Origin of the sequence: Bradyrhizobium sp. AZCC 1678, from assembly GCF_036924765.1 — a bacterium.
GTDB lineage: Bacteria > Pseudomonadota > Alphaproteobacteria > Rhizobiales > Xanthobacteraceae > Bradyrhizobium > Bradyrhizobium algeriense.
This window is the reverse complement of the sequence record NZ_JAZHSE010000001.1, coordinates 3,720,333-3,737,004: the sequence shown is the minus strand read 5'-3', so window position 1 is coordinate 3,737,004 and position 16,672 is coordinate 3,720,333. Positions and strand designations below refer to the sequence as shown.

Genomic DNA, 16,672 nt, shown 5'->3' with positions numbered 1-16,672 from the left:
CGCGGAAAATCCAATCCATCACGTCGCTCCACCCTTGTTGGACAAGAAACGACCGACCCAACCCGCGAGCCGCGCGCGCAAAAGGCCGAACGCAAGCGCCATTCCATTCAGTTCGACCGCTGTGGCGTCGCCCGGCGACGTACCCGACAGCCGGCGATCGAGATTGCCGGCAAACTCCGAGATCAATCGCGCCGCGAGGTCACGCACCAGCCCCGGCCTCCCGACCTGCGCCAGCATACCCGTCAGTGTGTACCCGATAGAAAGATCGACACGCGTCCCCTGCTCGATCGGCACCAGCCGATAGCGGATTTCGCCCTGCGTCGAAGACCGGCTGCGCCGGTCGTTACCGATGCCGACGATTCGGCCGGACATATCGGTGGGGCTTCGCTCGACGCGCGCGGCGCCCTGAAACGTCGCGGCGATCGGGCCAATCCTGACACGGATGGCGCCCTCGACGCGCTCCGGCCTCGGCGGCCCCGTCAACGACGCGCCGGGAAGGCATGCCGCGACGGCCGCGATGTCGTCGAACATCGCAAACACCTGCTCGGGCGGGTGCGCGACGGTGAACTGCTGCTCCAGGACAGTGGCGGGGGTGAAATCCGGAATCGAGGCGACCGAACCGACCGCCTCTGGCGACGTTGGTTCGCTTTCGACCGGCCGCATGCGTTCGGTCCGGTCCGCGTCGCTTCGATCTGAGCCGACGGGACCCAGGATCTTTCTCCCTCCGTCCGGCATCGGCGCAATATCGCGGGCGCGCCGCGCTTCGATCACAGACTTGACCGCACGCACGATACCGACATAGCCGGTGCACCGGCACAGATTGCCGCTCAATCCGACACGGATCAGGCGCTCGTCGGCTTGCGGCAGGCGCAGCACAAGATCACGCGCCGAGACCAGCATTCCCGGCGTGCAATAGCCGCATTGCAACGCATGTTCGCGGGTGAAGGCCGCCCGAAGTTCCGTCGTAACGCTGTCGTCGTCGAGCCCTTCGATCGTGGTGACCTCAGCCCCCTCGCAGGCCACCGCATAGGTGATGCATGAGCGCGCCGGGACGCCGTCAAGCAGCACCGTGCAAGCCCCGCAGACGCCGTGTTCGCAGCCGAGATGCGTACCGGTCAGGTCGAGTTTTTCACGGACAAAATCCGCGAGATTGGTGCGCGGCTCCGCCGATACCTGCACGGCACGCCGGTTTACGGTGAGTGAAATCATGCTCATGCGGCGGCCTCACTGACCGCGCGCTTGAGCACGTTCACATGAATATGCCGATGCGCCGCGCTCGATACGCCCGCCTTTGCCAGGAGGACGTCAGCTACACGCATGTCGAAGCGATCCTTGTAGTCGCCGGCAATGCGTCCGCCAAACAGCTCTGCAGCGCTGGTTATGACGATCGGCGCGGCATCGATCGCGCCGATCACGACGCGGGCCGATGCGGCGCTCGGATCGATCAGGATCGCCCCGATCGCATGCGCGAATTCGCCGGTCTTGCGGCAGCTCTTGGCATAGCCCCAGTGCGCCGATGTCGGCATCGCCGGGACGTGAATGGTCTCGACAACCTCGCCATCGTGCAACGCAGATTCGAGCGCGCCGATGATGAAATCCTCCATCGCCACCATGCGCGCACCCGCGCGGCTTCGCAGCGTCAATCGTGCACCCAGCGCCGACAGCGCCGATACCCAGTCTGCCGCGGGATCGGCGTGGCTGAGCGATCCGCCAACCGTGCCGCGATTGCGCACGGCGCGGTAGGCGATGTTGCCGGCGACGCGCTGCATGGCGCCGCGCGTGACGTCCGGAATGCGTCCGTCCTCGATATCGGCGTGGGTAACACAGGCCCCGAGCACCAGTTCGTCGCCGCGACGCTCGACCTGCTTAAGCTCGGCAAGACCGGTGATGTCGACGATCATCTGCGGCTCCACCAGCCGCAGATTGAGCATCGGACCAAGCGACTGGCCGCCGGCCATGATCTTGGCGGAAGTTTTGGCCTCGCCGAGCACGGCAAGCGCCGCCTGCAGGTCGCGTGGACGTTGGTAGCCGAAAGGCGCCGGTTTCATGCCGCCGGCCTTTCTGCGTCGCGCGCGGCCAGAACCGCCTCGACGATGCGAATTGGCGTAATCGGCGACTGCATCAGCTCTACGCCAAGCGGCCGCAGCGCGTCGTTGACGGCGTTGGCAATCGCGGCCGGCGGCGCGATGGTGCCGCCCTCGCCGATACCCTTCACGCCGAACTGCGTATAGGGTGACGGCGTCTCCATGTGATCGAGACGTGGCGCCGGCACTTCGGTGGGACCAGGCAGCAGATAGTCGGCAAGCGTCGTCGCCAGCGGCTGGCCGGACGCATCGAACGGCATCTCCTCGTACAGCGCGGTCCCGATGCCCTGGGCCAGGCCACCATAGATCTGGCCGTCAACCACCATCGGATTGACGAGAACACCGCCGTCTTCGACGATAACGTAATCGAGGATTTCGACCTCTCCGAGATCCGCATCGACCGCAACGACCGCGGCATGCGCGGCATAGCTGAAGGTTCCGGTATCGCGCTGCGGCTTGTAGCCTGCTGTGACCTCTAACCCACCGGGATCGACGTCAGCAGGCAGATCCTGCGGCCGGCGATACCAGGTGTGCGCGATTTCCTTCAAGGTGACGCTGCCGTTGACGCCGCGCACTTCGCCGTTCTGCAGCACCACTGCGGCCGGATCGTGCTGCAACAGCTTGGCACCGATGCGTCTGGCGCGCTCCCCCAACTCGCGGCATGCTGTTGCAACCGCGCCGCCCGCCATCACCATCGAGCGCGAGCCCCAGGTGCCGGTCGAATACGGCGTCATCGCTGTGTCGCCGAGGATGATGCGCACCTTGGCGACGTCGACGCCCAGCATCTCGTGGGCGACCTGCGCCAGCGTCGTCTCCATGCCCTGCCCGTGCGAATGCACGCCGACGCGGAGTTCAAGGCCGCCGTCCGGCGTCAGCCGTGCGGAGGCCTGTTCGTGACCGGGCACCATCGGAATGCCCCAGCCGGAGTAGACCGACGTGCCATGCGCGGCCTGCTCGCAATAGATCGAGACGCCGACGCCGATCCGGCGCCCGTCTGCTTCGCCCTTGCGCTGACGCGCACGCACGCCCTCGACGTCGATGGACGCTAGTGCCCGTCGCATCGCCTCCGGATAATCGCCGCTGTCGAAGTGCTTGTTGGTGATGTTGTCGAACGGCATCTGCTCGGGCTGCACCAGATTGCGCAGGCGGACCTCGCCCGGCTCCAGCCCGGCTTCCGCCGCGACCAGATCGAGCATCAGTTCAAGTGCAAAACAGACGCCGGTGCGGGCCACGCCGCGATAAGGCAGGATCGGGCATTTGTTGGTGGCGACCGAAAACGTCCGGCAGCGATAGGCCGGCATTAAATAAGGTCCCGGCAGAATGCTGGCGACCTGCGCCGCCTCGAGGCACGCCGAGAACGGATAAGACGAGTAGGCGCCGGAATCGACGGTCGCTTCGCAGTCGATGCCCCGCAGCCGTCCGTCGCGATCGGCATAGACGGTGATCTTGTAGTGGTGCTCGCGGCAATTGGAGCTGGCGGTGAGATGCTCGCGGCGATCCTCGGTCCAGCGCACCGGATGGCCGCGACGCATCGTCAGCCAGGAAAGGCAGACTTCTTCCGGCAGCAGGATGCCCTTGTGTCCGAAGCCGCCGCCGACATCAGGCGAAACAATGCGGATTCGGCCCTGCTCCATGCCAAGGCACTCGGCAAGCCCGCTGCGCGTAATGTGCGGCATCTGGGCCGATGAATACAGCGTGAGCTGGTCGAGACGGTGATCGAAGGTCGCGACCACACCGCGCCCCTCTAGCGGCGACATGCACTGCCGCGCGGTCGATATTTCTCGCGACACCTTGATCGGCGCATCGAACGCCCTGGAGATGTCGACCTCGAAATTGGTTTCGAGAAAGACGTTATCTCCCCACTGCTCGTGCACCAGAGCCGAACCCGGCTCCCGCGCTCTCAGCATGTCATGGACGGCAGGAAGCTCTTCGAGATCGAGCGTCACCGCCGCCGCAATGTCCTCGGCCTCGGCACGCGTCGACGCCACGCACATGGCGACGAGTTCGCCGACCTGACGCACCTTGCCGGTGGCAAGCACCGGCTGCTCGGAAATCTTGAAGCCCGGCAACCCTGAAACTGCACGGATCGGATTGACGCCGGCCAGGTCCGCCGAGGTAAAGACGCTGGCGCGATAGCGCTCCGGCACGTGGATGCCGCGGATCAGCGCATGCGCCAAAGGGCTGCGCACAAAAGCAACGTCCTGCAGCCCGGCAAGACGGATATCGGCCACGAACTGACCGCGGCCGCGCATCAGCCGATCGTCTTCCTTTCGCGGCAGGCGCGCGCCGACGCCTTGTCCGGCGCCCGCTCCGCCTGCGGAAGGAAACTCGCGCTCATTGCGCACGGTGACGTTCTCCCCGATCGAACTGACGCTGACCTCCCTACGCCGCGACGGCCTGCGGCAGAATCGGCGCCACCGCGTCGTATCGCGCTCCGGCGCGCAGACAGAACGCGGGCTGCAGCAGACGCTCGGCGATGACTTCATTGTTCTCGTTGTCGCGAAGGACAAATCGTCCGGCTCGTTCTCCGACTACCGAGACGTCGGCTTCCATGCCCACTTTAAGCGCGCCGATTTCGTCAGCACGGCCGAGCATTTTGGCCGGGTTGGATGTGACCATCGGCACGACCTGCTCAAGCGTGAGCCCGAGCGCCATCATCGAGCTCATGGCCTGAACCAAGCTGAACTTGGCCTGGCCGGCGAAGGGATGGTTCTCGTCGTCCTCGTGCTGCTCCGGCGTGCCGGCGGGCGCAGGCACGTGGGTGTTGTAACCGTGAATGTCCGCGCCGAGCGTGGTGGGAACGATGCCGGCGGCGAGCGCCTTCTTCGCGAGACGATAGGAGAAATGGCTGCCGTGACCGACGTCGACCTTCAGGCCGCGATCGAGCGCCGCCTGAATCACGGGATGCACTTCACCCTCGCGGTTGACGAAGCCGCCGGGATGGCGCGTGAACGGATGCGCCAGCACGTCACCCTCCCGCAGCAAGGGGATCACGCGCTCCAGGATAGTGTCGACATCTTCGCCATTGGTGCCGCTTTCGGGCAGGCCCCAAAGTTGACCGAAATGCACATAGACCGGCAGATCGGCGCGGCGTCCGATCTCGGCCGCCATTTCGATGACGCGAATGCCCCAACGCGCGAAGCCGCCGATCTCCGCATGGGCCTTGATGCCGCGAACAATGTCGAGATTGGCCGTCGCTGCCTTCACCGTGGCATCGATATCGACACCTTCGGGACTATAGAGTTGCGGATAGTAATGGCCCTCTAGCCCGCCCACCAGGTAAGCCGACAGGAAGGCATAAACGCGCGACTTCGCGGGCTCAGCCACGAAGTGCCGGAAACCGGGCAGCGTCATGCACGACGGACCGCCCTGATCGACCAACGTCGTCACGCCGGACTGAACGCCCACCATGTCGGCATTCATGCCGAAGCGGCCGGTGACATATTGATAGACATGCGCGTGCGTATCGATGAGTCCGGGCAATACCAGCTTGCCGGTCACGTCGATGACCTCTTTGGCGCTGGTCGGCAGGATGTCCTGTTGCACGGCGGCGATCTTGCCGTTGCGAATGGCGACGTCCCTGATCCCATCGATGCCGGAGGCCGGGCAGATCACGCGGCCGCCGCGCAGAAGCTGGTCGAAGGTGGCGCTGATAGCCATGAAAGATCTCCTCTGTCCTCGCCGGCGGAGTTGGTTACCGCGCGCATCAGAATACGAAGCATACTTCGTATTTTACAAGAGCAAACTTCATGCCATGATCCAGACGTGGCGAAGCCGATCGAATCGAGCTATTCGCGCTGATGTTCCGAGGCTGGGAGAGTGCATTGCGGAAGGCAAAAAAGCGTCGCGGCGAGACCAAGCACCGCCCCTGGCCGCTGTCACAACGGCCGGGATTTCTGATCCGGCGGCTGCATCAGATCCATGTCGCACTGTTCCAGGAAGCATGCGGCGAATTCGAGATCACGCCACTGCAATACAGCCTGCTTTCGGCGCTCGCAGTCCGAAAAACCGCCGATCAGACCACATTGGCGGCCGATATCGCACTGGACAGGACGACGACGACCGGAGCGCTCAAGCGACTGGCCGCCCGCAATTTCGTCGAGAGAGCCGTAGATGACGAGGACCGCCGCGCGCGGCTCTGTAAATTGACGCCGGCGGGAGCGGCGCTTCTGGCAAAAATCGAGGCCTCGGCGCGGTCCGCGCACCGCGCCACGCTCGATAATTTAAGTGAAAGGGAGCAAGCCGCATTCGTCGACATGATGCAGCGCATCGTCGCGGCGCACTCCAATCGCGACAGCGCTACTGCCCTATTCGATTGAACACCACGGTGCCATCTGCCGCCTTTTTAACTCGGACTGCATAATTTGTAATCATCCGAGACTTGGCGCCGGCTTCCATTGGACGCAGCGGAAAGCCACTGCAACCGATCGAGCGAAAGCGGCTCCTTGCAGCCGTCGTGCCCGTCAATGATATCAGGTTGCGAACGCAGCTAATTTTGGCTCGATATTCGGCACGGCTTCGACCAGCTCGCGTGTGTAGGCGGTTTTCGGATTGTCGAACATCGCCCGGCTTTCGCCTTGTTCGACGATGCGGCCGTTTTGCAGAACGATAGTGCGATCGCACATCATGCGAACGACGTTGAGATCGTGGCTGACAAAGAGGAAGGCCAGGTCATCCTCACGCCGCAACCGGTCGAGCAGTTGCAGCACCACCGCCTGCACCGAGACATCCAACGCCGCTGTCGGCTCGTCCAGTACCAAGAGGCGCGGACGGCAGGCAATGGCGCGGGCGATGCCGACGCGGGCCTTCTGGCCGCCCGAGAGTTGATGCGGGAAGCGCGTCAGCAATTCGATTCCCAGTCCCACGCGCTGCGCGCACTCCTCCACCCGCTGCCGCAAAGCGTCACCTGCGCGCATGCCGCCGAGCCGCAGCAGCGGATGGGCGATGCAGTCAAAGGCAGTGAACCGCGGATTGAGGCTGTCGTTCGGATCCTGAAAGACGATCTGGATATCCTTGCGGAACGGTGACCGGTGAAAATCGCGGGCCGGGATATGGCCAATCGACTGTCCCTCGAACGCAATCTCCCCCTCGCTCGGATCGATCAGCCGGCAGATGATGCGCGACGTCGTGCTCTTGCCGGAACCGGATTCGCCGACCAGACCGACGCTCTCGCCGGCGCTGATCGTCATGGAAAAGTCTGCCACCGCCGCGGCCCCCTGATCGAACCGTTTTGCGAGTTTCTGCACTTCCAGCAGCGGCGGCGTGCCCGGCGCAGGTTGCGGCCTGGGCGCGACGGGCATCGCAACCTGCCGCCCCCTCTCCTCTTCCGGCACCAGGTCCGCGATCCGCGAACTCGCCGTGGGCGAAGCCGCCACCAGACGTTTGGTGTAAGGGTGCTGTGGCGCGTGAAAGAGAGTTTTCGGCTCGGCCTCCTCGACCAGCCGGCCCTGCTCCATCACCACGACGCGGCGACAGTAGCGGGCGGCGAGACCGAGGTCATGGGTGATCAGGATGGTCGCCATGCCGCGCTCGGCCGCAATCCCGGTCAGAAGGTCCATCACGACTTTTTGTGTCGTGACGTCGAGGCCGGTCGTCGGCTCGTCGGCGATCAAGAGCGCCGGGTTACAGGAAATCGCCATGGCGATCATCACGCGCTGGCACATGCCGCCGGAGAGTTCGTGCGGGTAAGCGGCCATCCGCTTTTCGGGATCGCGAATTTGTACCGCACGCAGCAGCTCCAGCGCCTGAGTGCGCGCTTCATCCCGGGGCATTCGCTTATGGGCCGTAATCGCATCGGCTATCTGGTCCCCGACGGCACGGATCGGATTAAGCGCCGCACGCGGGTTCTGGAAGATCATCGCCATCGCCGCGCCATGCAGATGGCGAAAATCACTCCCCGATATCCGCGTGATGTCCTGCCCGCGAAACCGGATATGGCCTGCCGCGATCCGGCCGGCCGCATCGAGCAGCCGCGTGATCGCAAAACCGGTGACGGATTTGCCCGAGCCGCTCTCGCCGACGAGGCCGAGCATCTCGCCCTCGCCAAGCGACAGCGTGACGCCACGTACCGCCTCGACAAGGCCACGCCGTGTCGAGAAGGTGACGTGCAGGTCGCTCAATGCCAGCAGTGATGGGGTCATGTTCGCATGCGGGGGTCGAGAATATCGCGCACCCCGTCGCCGAGGAGATTGAAACACAGTACCGTCAGCATCAGCGCCAGGCCTGGAAAGGCGACCAGCCACCATTTGCCGGTGGAAATGAAGCGCGCGCCTTCCGCAACCATGATGCCCCATTCCGGCGTCGGCGGTTTGACGCCGAGGCCGATAAAGGAAAGTCCGGCCGCATTGAGAATCGCCCAGCCCAGATTAAGCGAGATTTGTACCGCCATGGCCGGCAGCACGTTCGGCAGCAGGAAGCGCAGCACGACCGAAAGGTGGCTGTCGCCGCAGGCGCGCGCCGCTTCGACCCAGCCGACATTGCGACGGACATTCACCTCCGCCCGCGCAAAGCGGATGTAGAACGGCAGATTGATAATGGCGGTCGCGATGACGATATTCTCGACCCGATTACCGAGTGCGGCGACCATCGCCATGGCCAGCACGAACAGCGGAAAGGCCATCACGACGTCGACGAAGCGACCGACGCCGCGATCGAGACGGCCACCGGTATAGCCGCAGATCGCGCCGATGACGGCGCCGATGGCAAAGGAGATTCCGACCGCCGAGAGGGCAATGGCGAGGTCGAGCCGTGCCGCGACGATAAGGCGGCTGAACACGTCGCGGCCGAGTTGATCGGTGCCGGCGATGTGCGCCGCGCTCGGCGGCATCAGGGCCTGCGACACGTTCGAGACGATCGGATCGTACGGCACGATCCACGGCCCAAAAATCGCGATCAGCGCAAGCAGGAGGACGCCGGTAGCGGCAACAGCGGTGAGCGGGTTGCCGCGCAAAATCCAGCCGGCATGGCGAAGCGTCGCACTGGTCATCCGATTGTCACCCGCGGATCGGCGATGCCATAAAGAATATCCACCAGCAGATTGACGATCACGAACACGGTCGCCATCAGCAGCACAAACCCCTGTACCGGCGCATAATCGGAAGAAAGCAGCGCGTCGAGCGCGTACGAAGCGACGCCCGGCCAGGAGAACACCTTCTCCACCAGGACATTGGCGCCGAGCATGGTCGAGAACACGATGCCTGCGATAGTGATGACCGGCAGGATGGCGTTGCGCAACGCATAGGTAACGACGACCCGCCACCACGGAAGCCCCACGGAACGCGCGGTGCGCACGAAATCGCTGCCCAGCGAGACCAGCATCGAGGCCCGCGTGATGCGCGCCAGTGGCGCCACCACAAACAGCGCCATGCTCAGCGCCGGCAGGATCAATTGTCTGAAGGCAGCCCACCATCCATCGAAATCGCCTGCGAGCAGGAAGTCGATCAGCAGGAAACCGGTCCGCCTTGGCGGCAGTGACGCAAAGATATCGACCCGGCCGGTCGGGTCAGGCGCGAGCCCGAGCAAGTAATAGAAGACATAGATCAGCAACAGGCCCGAAACGAACGTCGGCACGCAGACGCCAAGCGCGCAGAAAAACCGCACGCCGTGGTCGATGATGGAGCCTGGTCTCAGGGCCGCCAGCACACCGAGCGGCACCGCCGACAGCAGCGCGATCAGCAACGCCGTGAAGGTGAGTTCCAGCGAGGCCGGCAGCCGCTCGCGGAGATCTTTGGTGACCAATTGCCCGGTCATCATCGATCTGCCGAGATTGCCGCTGCCGACATCATAGAGATACAGCATCAGTTGTTCCGGCACCGGCTTGTTGAGCCCCATCTGCTTGCGGATAACCTCGATCTCCTCCTTGCCGGCATTGGGCCCGGAAGCGAAGAACACCGCCGGATCGCCCGGCAGCACCCGCATCAAGAGGAAGGTGAAGACGAGCACGCCAAAGAGCGCCGGCAGCGAGGACAGAAAGCGCCTGCCCGCCCGTATCACCGTTGCTCCAAACGCCGCCATCTGATCTACCCGTTACTTGCGATTGAGATCGCGGTAATCGACCTGGCGGTGGAACTGGTAGGTGTAGCCTTCGACCGAGGACGCCATCACGGCGTCCTGGCTGGGCTGCCAGAGCGGTATCTGCGGTATTTCGCTGAAATGGATGGCGTTCAGCTTTTTACCGTCTTCCTCATACTTGGCGGCATCGGGTTCGAAACGGGCCTTCTGCGCGATCTCCGCCAGTTCCGGATTGTTGATTGATGAGTAATTCCAACGCTGATTACCGGTGTAGAAGTTGCGGTAGAAATAGTCGGTCGACGGCAGCCACGCGACGATGCCCTCGGTGAAGAAGGGAAGCTTCTTCTCATTGATCTGCGTCGACATCTGCGCGTCCGGCAGCTTCTGGATATCAATCTTGATGCCGATCTTGGCGAGCGATTCCTTCACCAGGGCAGCCATCGGCTCGGCGGTCGAGGCCTGGCCGACATTGAAGCTGAACGTGGTCGAGAAGCCGTCAGGCATGCCTGCCGCCTTCAGATATTCCTTGGCCTTCTCGAGGTCGAGCTTCACCGGCTGTGGGATCGGATAGGCGCCGCTCGTAGGCTTGCCGTCCGCCCAGGTCGCGCCGAACAGCGGCGAGCCGCGGCCGAACAGCGCCGCCTTGAACATGTCGTCGTAGGGCAACGCAAAGGCGATGGCGCGACGCACATTGACGTTGTCGAAGGGCGGGATCTGGTTGTTCATCGAAACGAAGGTGACGGAATTGTACTGTGGCGTCGAGATCACCTTCAGCTTGCCCTTTGCCTCGAGCGACTGGACGTCACTTGCCTGCAGGTCGACGACGATATCGGCGTCACCGCGTTCGACCAGATTGGCGCGTGTCGCCGGCTCCGGCACCGACTGCACGATGACGCGCTTGAAGAACGCCGACTTATCGGGTGTACCGCGATTCCAGGCCTCGTTGCGCGCCATGATGACCTGTTCACCCGGCTTGAAGGTCTCGATCTTGTAAGCCCCGCTGCCGGCCGTGTTCTCCTTCAACCATGCCAGTGCCCAGGGATCGTCCGCCGTCGCATGGGCCTTGGCGACCTTCGAGTTGAAGATGATGGGATAGACGGTGGCGAGATTGGGAAGCGCAAGCTTGTCCGGCTTCGGCAGCGTCACCTCGATGGTCAGGGGATCGATCACCTTGAACTGGTCGGCCGATGTCATCGATCCCGTGAGCAATTGCGCCTTGCCGAGGACCGGCGCCGTGACGACCCGGTCAAGCGACCATTTGACGTCTTCCGCCGTCACCGGCGTGCCGTCCTGGAACTTGGCGTCCTTGCGCAGGCGAAATGTCATCTTCAACCCGTCCGGGCTGACTTCGTAGGATTCCGCAAGCTCGCCTGTGATCTTGCCGAGATCAAACACCCATTTACCGTTGAGTTGTTTGCGGCCGAAGGAAACCAGCCGGTCGTAGGTGCTTAGGCTCACCGCAAAAGCTTCGCGGGTCGACCCCGGAATATTCGGGTCGAGCGTATTGACGGATGCTCCGGTCACGTAGCGCAACGTTTCAGAACGTGTTTGCGCCTGCACCGATCCAGTCGCCAGTGAGAACGCGATGGAGGCAACTACCGTAAGCAGACGCCTGGATCCTGTAACGCTCATCGAACTTATTCCCTGTTTTGCCGAGTTTATTTTCTGAATGAGAACATCAACTTAAAGCAAGGGATATGCCAACCGAACACCGCCGGAGATACAAGCATGGTAGGTATGAGCGAAACCGTTCACCGTTCCTCGCCCATAGCCGGCGCTTGCCGCGCGACGACGGCCTGCGGCACGTCATACGCCTGGAACGAAGCCCAGTGCCGCTCGATGTCCGCGCGAAACAGGCCGCGTGTCAACCCATGCACGAGTTTCGGCACCGCCGTGGTCATCGCATTGATCGATGAGCCCGAAGCGCCGAAGCTCATGGTCGAGGCAATCGCGAAGACATGAATGTCCGCAATCCAGGGTGTTTCGCCGACGGCGCGCTCCATCAGCGCGTAGTCGTCAGCGAGATAGGGAAAGCGTCCGAGGCGCGGACTGCACTCGTCTGGCGGCGGCTGGTAGCGGTCGGCCCAGGTCGCGATGTTGGCGGCGCAGTTTCGCAGTTCGGGCCGGCCTGCAAAATTCATGTCGATCCCGGTGCCGCAGATCACGAAGTCAGCTGCGAACTCGGCCCTTGGCGTCTGCAATTCGACGCCATGAGCGGTTTCCCTGGCGGCGCCGATCGGCGCGCCCTCCTGCAGGCGAAAATTGGGATGGCGGGCACAACGATCGTAGGTTGCCTGCGGGAAACCCTCGCGCATCTCCAGAACGGCGCGCATGAAGCGCCAGCGCCAGGCATCATCCAGATCGCAGAAATGCCGAAGGAAGCCACGGAAGGTGAGCCAACGGTAGGGCTGGATCACCTGGATCTCCGCCCTGCGACAGAACAGATCCACCTCGGCCGCGCCTGCTTCCAGCGCTGTGGCGGCATTGTCGAAGGCCGAGGCGCCGGCGCCGATCACCGCAACCCGCTTGCCGCGCAATGACGCGAAGTCGATCGGCTGCGCCGCGTGCGCGCAAAGCTGCGACGGCAGATGGCGCAGCGGCTCCGGAACGGTCCAGTCGCCCATGCCTTCCTGCCCCGTCGCCAGCACGATCTTCCGCGCAAAGACAACGTCGATGCCAACAGCGGTCTGTACCTTCGCCGCGAGCAATCCACCGGCCGCCGGCGCGATATCGATGACCTCGCAACCATTGCGCACCGGCAGATTCAAGACGCGCCGGAACCAGAGCAGATATTCCGCCCAAAGCTCGCGCGAAATAAGGTCGAGATTCCGCCAGTCCTCCTCGCCGAAGCGCGCCTCGTGCCAGGACTGGTAGGTTAGGCTCGGAATATCAAGATCGGGCCCGGTGAAATGCTTCGGGCTGCGCAGCGTGTGCATGCGGGCATAGGTCAGCCACGGCCCTTCGTTTCCCTCCGCGGATTTGTCGAGCACGAGGATGTTGCTTACTTGCGAGCGCATCAACCCGAACGCCGTCGCGAGCCCCGATTGTCCGGCGCCCACCACGAGCACGTCCAGCGCCGGCCTGTCGTCCGGCCCGAGTTTTGGCGTAAGCCACGCGGCATTCGGATGCGCGGTCTTGGCAAGATCGGCGCGAACCTGGGCTTCGAGAGCGATAAGGGCGCTGTTCATGCCGCGAGCCAACCGCCATCGACCACCATCACGGTGCCGGTCGTAAAGGATGACGCATCGCTGGCAAGATGAAGCGCGGCCTCGGCCACCTCCTCCGCCTTGCCAAACCGTTTCATGGCGTGGCGGTTGCGCGACGCTTCGCGCACCGGCTCGGGATCGGCGTGACGGGCAAAACTGCGCCGCAGCATCGGTGTGTCGATGGCGCCCGGCGCAATCGCATTGACGCGGATGCCATCCGTGGCGAAATCGAGCGCCATCGTCCGGGTCAGGCTGATGATCGCCCCCTTCGCAGCGATATAGGCGCTGTTGCCCTTGCCGCCGGCGATCGCGAGCTGCGATGCGAGCGTGATGATCGAGCCGCTGCCTTGCCGCTGCATCTCGGGCACCGCCGCGCGCGACCAAAGCCAGGTGCCGCCGACGTTGGTACGGAACACCGCGTCCCAATCGACGGGGTCGGTGGTCAGCACCGTACCGCCGCAGGAAAACCCTGCGGCGGCCATCAGCACATCCAACCGGCCACGCCGCGCCATAACATCGGCCACGGTATCCTTCGCGAAATCGGCCTCGCCGACGTCGCCGACATGCAGCGATGCTTCGCCTTTCGCGCCCTCGATCGCCGCCAGCGTCTCCTGCAAGCCCGCGCGATCGCGATCGACCAGCGCAACAAAGGCGCCTTCGTTCGCGAAAAGCACTGCGCTGGCCCGGCCGATGCCGGAGCCGGCGCCGGTCACAATCGCGGTCCGCCCTGCCAGTCTCATGTCAGGTTTCCCCTCGATGCCCGGTCCACCAACGGCTCAGATCGGCAGCCGAGTCAGCGCAGTCGAACCGCGCGCGCCAGCCGAACTCCTCGTCCATGCGCGCGACCGACAGCGGCGCCCGGTCGGCCGGACTATGCAGGTCGACCGTTGCCACCTCACCGGCATCCGTCAGCCGACAAATGAAGCCCGGGTGTAACGCGGCAAGCTCCCGGCCCCATTGCAACGCCGACCATTCCATGCCGGTTGAAATGTTGTAGAGCTGATGCTTTGGCCTCGCAGCCTCGATCAGCAACGTCACCGCTTCCGCGACATCCACGGCATAGATCCAGTCCCTGACGCCCGGACGCGATAGAACGGCCTCATACCCCTCCTGCATCGCGGCGAGAATCTGCGCTTGCGGGCTCGGCGTGTCGCGCACGTCGTTGCTTCGCTCCCAGGGCCCGAACACCGCGCTCAGCCGCACGCTGATGATCTCCTGTTGCCAGAGACCGGCCAGGCGCGCCGCGACCTTCTCGGACGCGAATTTGGTGATGGCGTAGAGCGAGGCCGGATCGCAGGGTGTTTCTTCATCGAGCAGCACGTTCCGGAATGCGCTCGCGCCGTAAGCTGCCGCGGACGACAGATTGATGATGCGTTTAACACCGCTGCTTCGCGCCGCGATCAGGATCGGCGTCTGAGCCAGCAGGTTTACCCGCAAAATGGTCTCGGGATCGCTCGCCTCGCGCGCCGGTCCGGCGGTGATCGCGGCCCCCAGAATGATGGCGTCATAACCCGCGGCGATCACGCCCTCCACGGCTTGACTATTCGTGACATCGCCCTGGATTACCGCCAGCCGATCGCCGTGAGAGGTAAGATCCTTTCTTGCGTCAGGCGGCAAGCCGGCGCGGTCGAACACTGTCACCGCGTGACCGCGTGACAGCAGTGCCGAAGCGATATTGAGCCCGACGAAACCGGTGCCGCCGAAGACAAGGATTCTCATCGCTCAATCCGAACACGTCGCGGCGGATGGATCACAGCAGGGTCGCGCCGAAATTCTGCTCGGGATCCATGTCCGGCATCAGGCGCCCAGTCGGCTTCGCCGCCTCGCCTCCTGCGCGCGGAAGGAAGCGGCCCGAGCCTGCTTCGACCGACCGTTTGCCGTCCGCCACGATGACGCGCCCGCGCGACAGCACCGTAACCGGCCAGCCCCGCAGCTTGCGGCCGGCGAAGGGCGTATAGCCCGCCAGATCATGCATCATGGCGTCGCTCAGCGTGACCTCTCGCTGCGGGTCCCAGATCGCGATGTCAGCATCGGCGCCAACCGCGATCGAGCCCTTGCGCGGATGCAGATTGTAGATCTTCGCCGGCGCAGTCGCGGTCAGTTCGACGAATTTTTCGAGCCCCAGGCGGCCGCCGGACACCATGGCGTCGAACAGCAGCGGCAAGCGCACCTCAAGGCCGGGCAGACCATTCGCTATTTGTTTGAAATTGGGATTGGGGCCGGCGCGCAGTTTTCCGGTCTCATCGAACCGGTACGGCGCGTGGTCGGATGAAACAGTCTGGAGATCGCCAAGGGCAAGCGCCTGCCACAGCGCTTCCTGGTCGGCGGCGCGGCGCGGCGGCGGGCTGCACATCCATTTGGCGCCTTCGACGCCGGGCTTGTCGAGATCGTCGGCGGTAAGAAAGAGATATTGCGGGCAGGTCTCCGCGAACACCTTCAGCCCCTGTCCGCGCGCATCGCGGATCACCTTGGCGCCTTCGGCGGTCGAGACGTGAAAGATCATGATCGGCTGATCGATCAGCGCTGCCATTCCGATCAGCCGGTTGAAGGCCTCCGCTTCCGAGACGCGGGCGTGGCTGATGGCGTGATATTTCGGATCGGTGTAGCCGCGCGCCAGCAGCCGCTTCACCATCCAGGAAATGATCCCGTGGTTCTCGGCATGCGCACAGAGCATCGCGCCGCCGTCGCGCGCCGCAAGCAGAATGTCGAGCAGCGGCTCGTCGTCGATCTTCAGGCGATCATAGGTCATGAAGATCTTGATCGAGCCATGGCCTTGCTTGATCAGCGCCGGCAAATCATTTTCCAACGTTTCCTTGGTCGGATCGGCGATGATCATGTGAAAGGCATAGTCGATCACGGCGCCCTTTCTCGCGAGCGCGTGGTACTCCTCCAGCACCTGGGGCAGTTTCATGCCGACATGCTGGGCCGCAAACGGAATCACGGTGGTGGTGCCGCCGAAGGCTGCCGAGACGGTCGCGCTCTCGAACGTATCGGCGTTCACGATGCCTGCAGCGGAGAGCTGCTCGATATGGGCGTGGCTGTCGACACCGCCGGGCAGCACCAGCTTGCCCCGCGCGTCGATCTCCCGCCGCGCGCCCGGCAGCCCGCGGCCGACGGCGACGATCGTTTCACCGGAAATGGCGACGTCGGCCTCGAATACATCACTCACGGTCGCGACGCGTCCGCCGCGAATGAGAAGGTCGTAGGCGGGCTCGGTCATGGCAAAGTCTCCAACTATTGAGTCCTGCATCCTAAGTTTTGCATTCGCCGGATGAAAGCACAGATCGTGCCGTTACACTCCCTTGCACTTTCGCGGCAGACAGTGGACCATGCATCACTGGATGGCATGGTCATTGCCTCCATTGTCGTCTT

General features: G+C 63.8%; 13 protein-coding genes. 1 reads left to right on the top strand and 12 read right to left on the bottom strand.

The genetic code is table 11. The features are described from left to right. Positions 1-18 precede the first annotated feature (18 nt). The 4 genes from V1294_RS17630 to V1294_RS17615 all read right to left on the bottom strand — a co-directional run bounded on the left by V1294_RS17630 (position 19) and on the right by V1294_RS17615 (position 5,744). The gene (locus V1294_RS17630) at positions 19-1,215 is read right to left on the bottom strand and encodes a xanthine dehydrogenase family Fe-S subunit (protein ID WP_334498890.1); all 1,197 of its coding nucleotides are present in this window, start codon (positions 1,213-1,215) and stop codon (positions 19-21) included. Continuing rightward, the gene (locus tag V1294_RS17625) at positions 1,212-2,048 is read right to left on the bottom strand and encodes an FAD binding domain-containing protein (RefSeq protein WP_334498889.1); all 837 of its coding nucleotides are present in this window, start codon (positions 2,046-2,048) and stop codon (positions 1,212-1,214) included. The genes V1294_RS17630 and V1294_RS17625 overlap by 4 nt, the downstream gene beginning before the upstream one ends. Further along, positions 2,045-4,336: a xanthine dehydrogenase family protein molybdopterin-binding subunit gene (locus tag V1294_RS17620; RefSeq protein ID WP_334504702.1), complete on the bottom strand. Its 2,292-nt coding sequence runs from the start codon at positions 4,334-4,336 to the stop codon at positions 2,045-2,047. Before V1294_RS17620 ends, V1294_RS17625 begins: the two co-directional genes overlap by 4 nt. A gap of 130 nt (positions 4,337-4,466) precedes the next feature. After that, positions 4,467-5,744: an amidohydrolase/deacetylase family metallohydrolase gene (locus V1294_RS17615; RefSeq protein WP_334498887.1), complete on the bottom strand. Its 1,278-nt coding sequence runs from the start codon at positions 5,742-5,744 to the stop codon at positions 4,467-4,469. A 164-nt stretch (positions 5,745-5,908) separates the two neighbouring features. Here V1294_RS17615 and V1294_RS17610 point away from each other — a divergent pair, with 164 nt between their 5' ends. After that, entirely contained in the window at positions 5,909-6,403 is a 495-nt protein-coding gene (locus V1294_RS17610; RefSeq protein ID WP_244608239.1) for a MarR family winged helix-turn-helix transcriptional regulator, read from the top strand. Between the two features lie 153 nt (positions 6,404-6,556). Here V1294_RS17610 and nikE read toward each other — a convergent pair whose 3' ends face one another. From nikE to hydA, 8 genes are all read right to left on the bottom strand, one after another. Then, the gene (nikE, locus tag V1294_RS17605) at positions 6,557-8,224 is read right to left on the bottom strand and encodes an ABC transporter ATP-binding protein (RefSeq protein ID WP_334498883.1); all 1,668 of its coding nucleotides are present in this window, start codon (positions 8,222-8,224) and stop codon (positions 6,557-6,559) included. Then, positions 8,221-9,069, bottom strand: coding sequence for an ABC transporter permease (locus V1294_RS17600; protein ID WP_334498881.1), 849 nt, complete (start codon positions 9,067-9,069; stop codon positions 8,221-8,223). The genes nikE and V1294_RS17600 overlap by 4 nt, the downstream gene beginning before the upstream one ends. Further along, positions 9,066-10,097: an ABC transporter permease gene (locus tag V1294_RS17595; protein WP_334498878.1), complete on the bottom strand. Its 1,032-nt coding sequence runs from the start codon at positions 10,095-10,097 to the stop codon at positions 9,066-9,068. Before V1294_RS17595 ends, V1294_RS17600 begins: the two co-directional genes overlap by 4 nt. A gap of 12 nt (positions 10,098-10,109) precedes the next feature. Next, complete coding sequence (locus V1294_RS17590) at positions 10,110-11,726, bottom strand: ABC transporter substrate-binding protein (protein WP_334498876.1); 1,617 nt, start codon at positions 11,724-11,726, stop codon at positions 10,110-10,112. 119 nt (positions 11,727-11,845) lie between these two features. After that, on the bottom strand, positions 11,846-13,282 hold the full coding sequence (locus V1294_RS17585; RefSeq protein WP_334498874.1) for an NAD(P)/FAD-dependent oxidoreductase: 1,437 nt from the start codon (positions 13,280-13,282) through the stop codon (positions 11,846-11,848). Further along, positions 13,279-14,040, bottom strand: a complete 762-nt coding sequence (locus V1294_RS17580) for an SDR family oxidoreductase (RefSeq protein ID WP_334498872.1) — start codon at positions 14,038-14,040, stop codon at positions 13,279-13,281. Before V1294_RS17580 ends, V1294_RS17585 begins: the two co-directional genes overlap by 4 nt. A gap of 1 nt (position 14,041) precedes the next feature. Continuing rightward, entirely contained in the window at positions 14,042-15,019 is a 978-nt protein-coding gene (locus tag V1294_RS17575; protein ID WP_334498869.1) for an NAD-dependent epimerase/dehydratase family protein, read from the bottom strand. Positions 15,020-15,050: 31 nt separating this feature from the next. Continuing rightward, positions 15,051-16,520: a dihydropyrimidinase gene (hydA, locus tag V1294_RS17570; RefSeq protein WP_334498867.1), complete on the bottom strand. Its 1,470-nt coding sequence runs from the start codon at positions 16,518-16,520 to the stop codon at positions 15,051-15,053. Between the last annotated feature and the right edge of the window lie 152 nt (positions 16,521-16,672).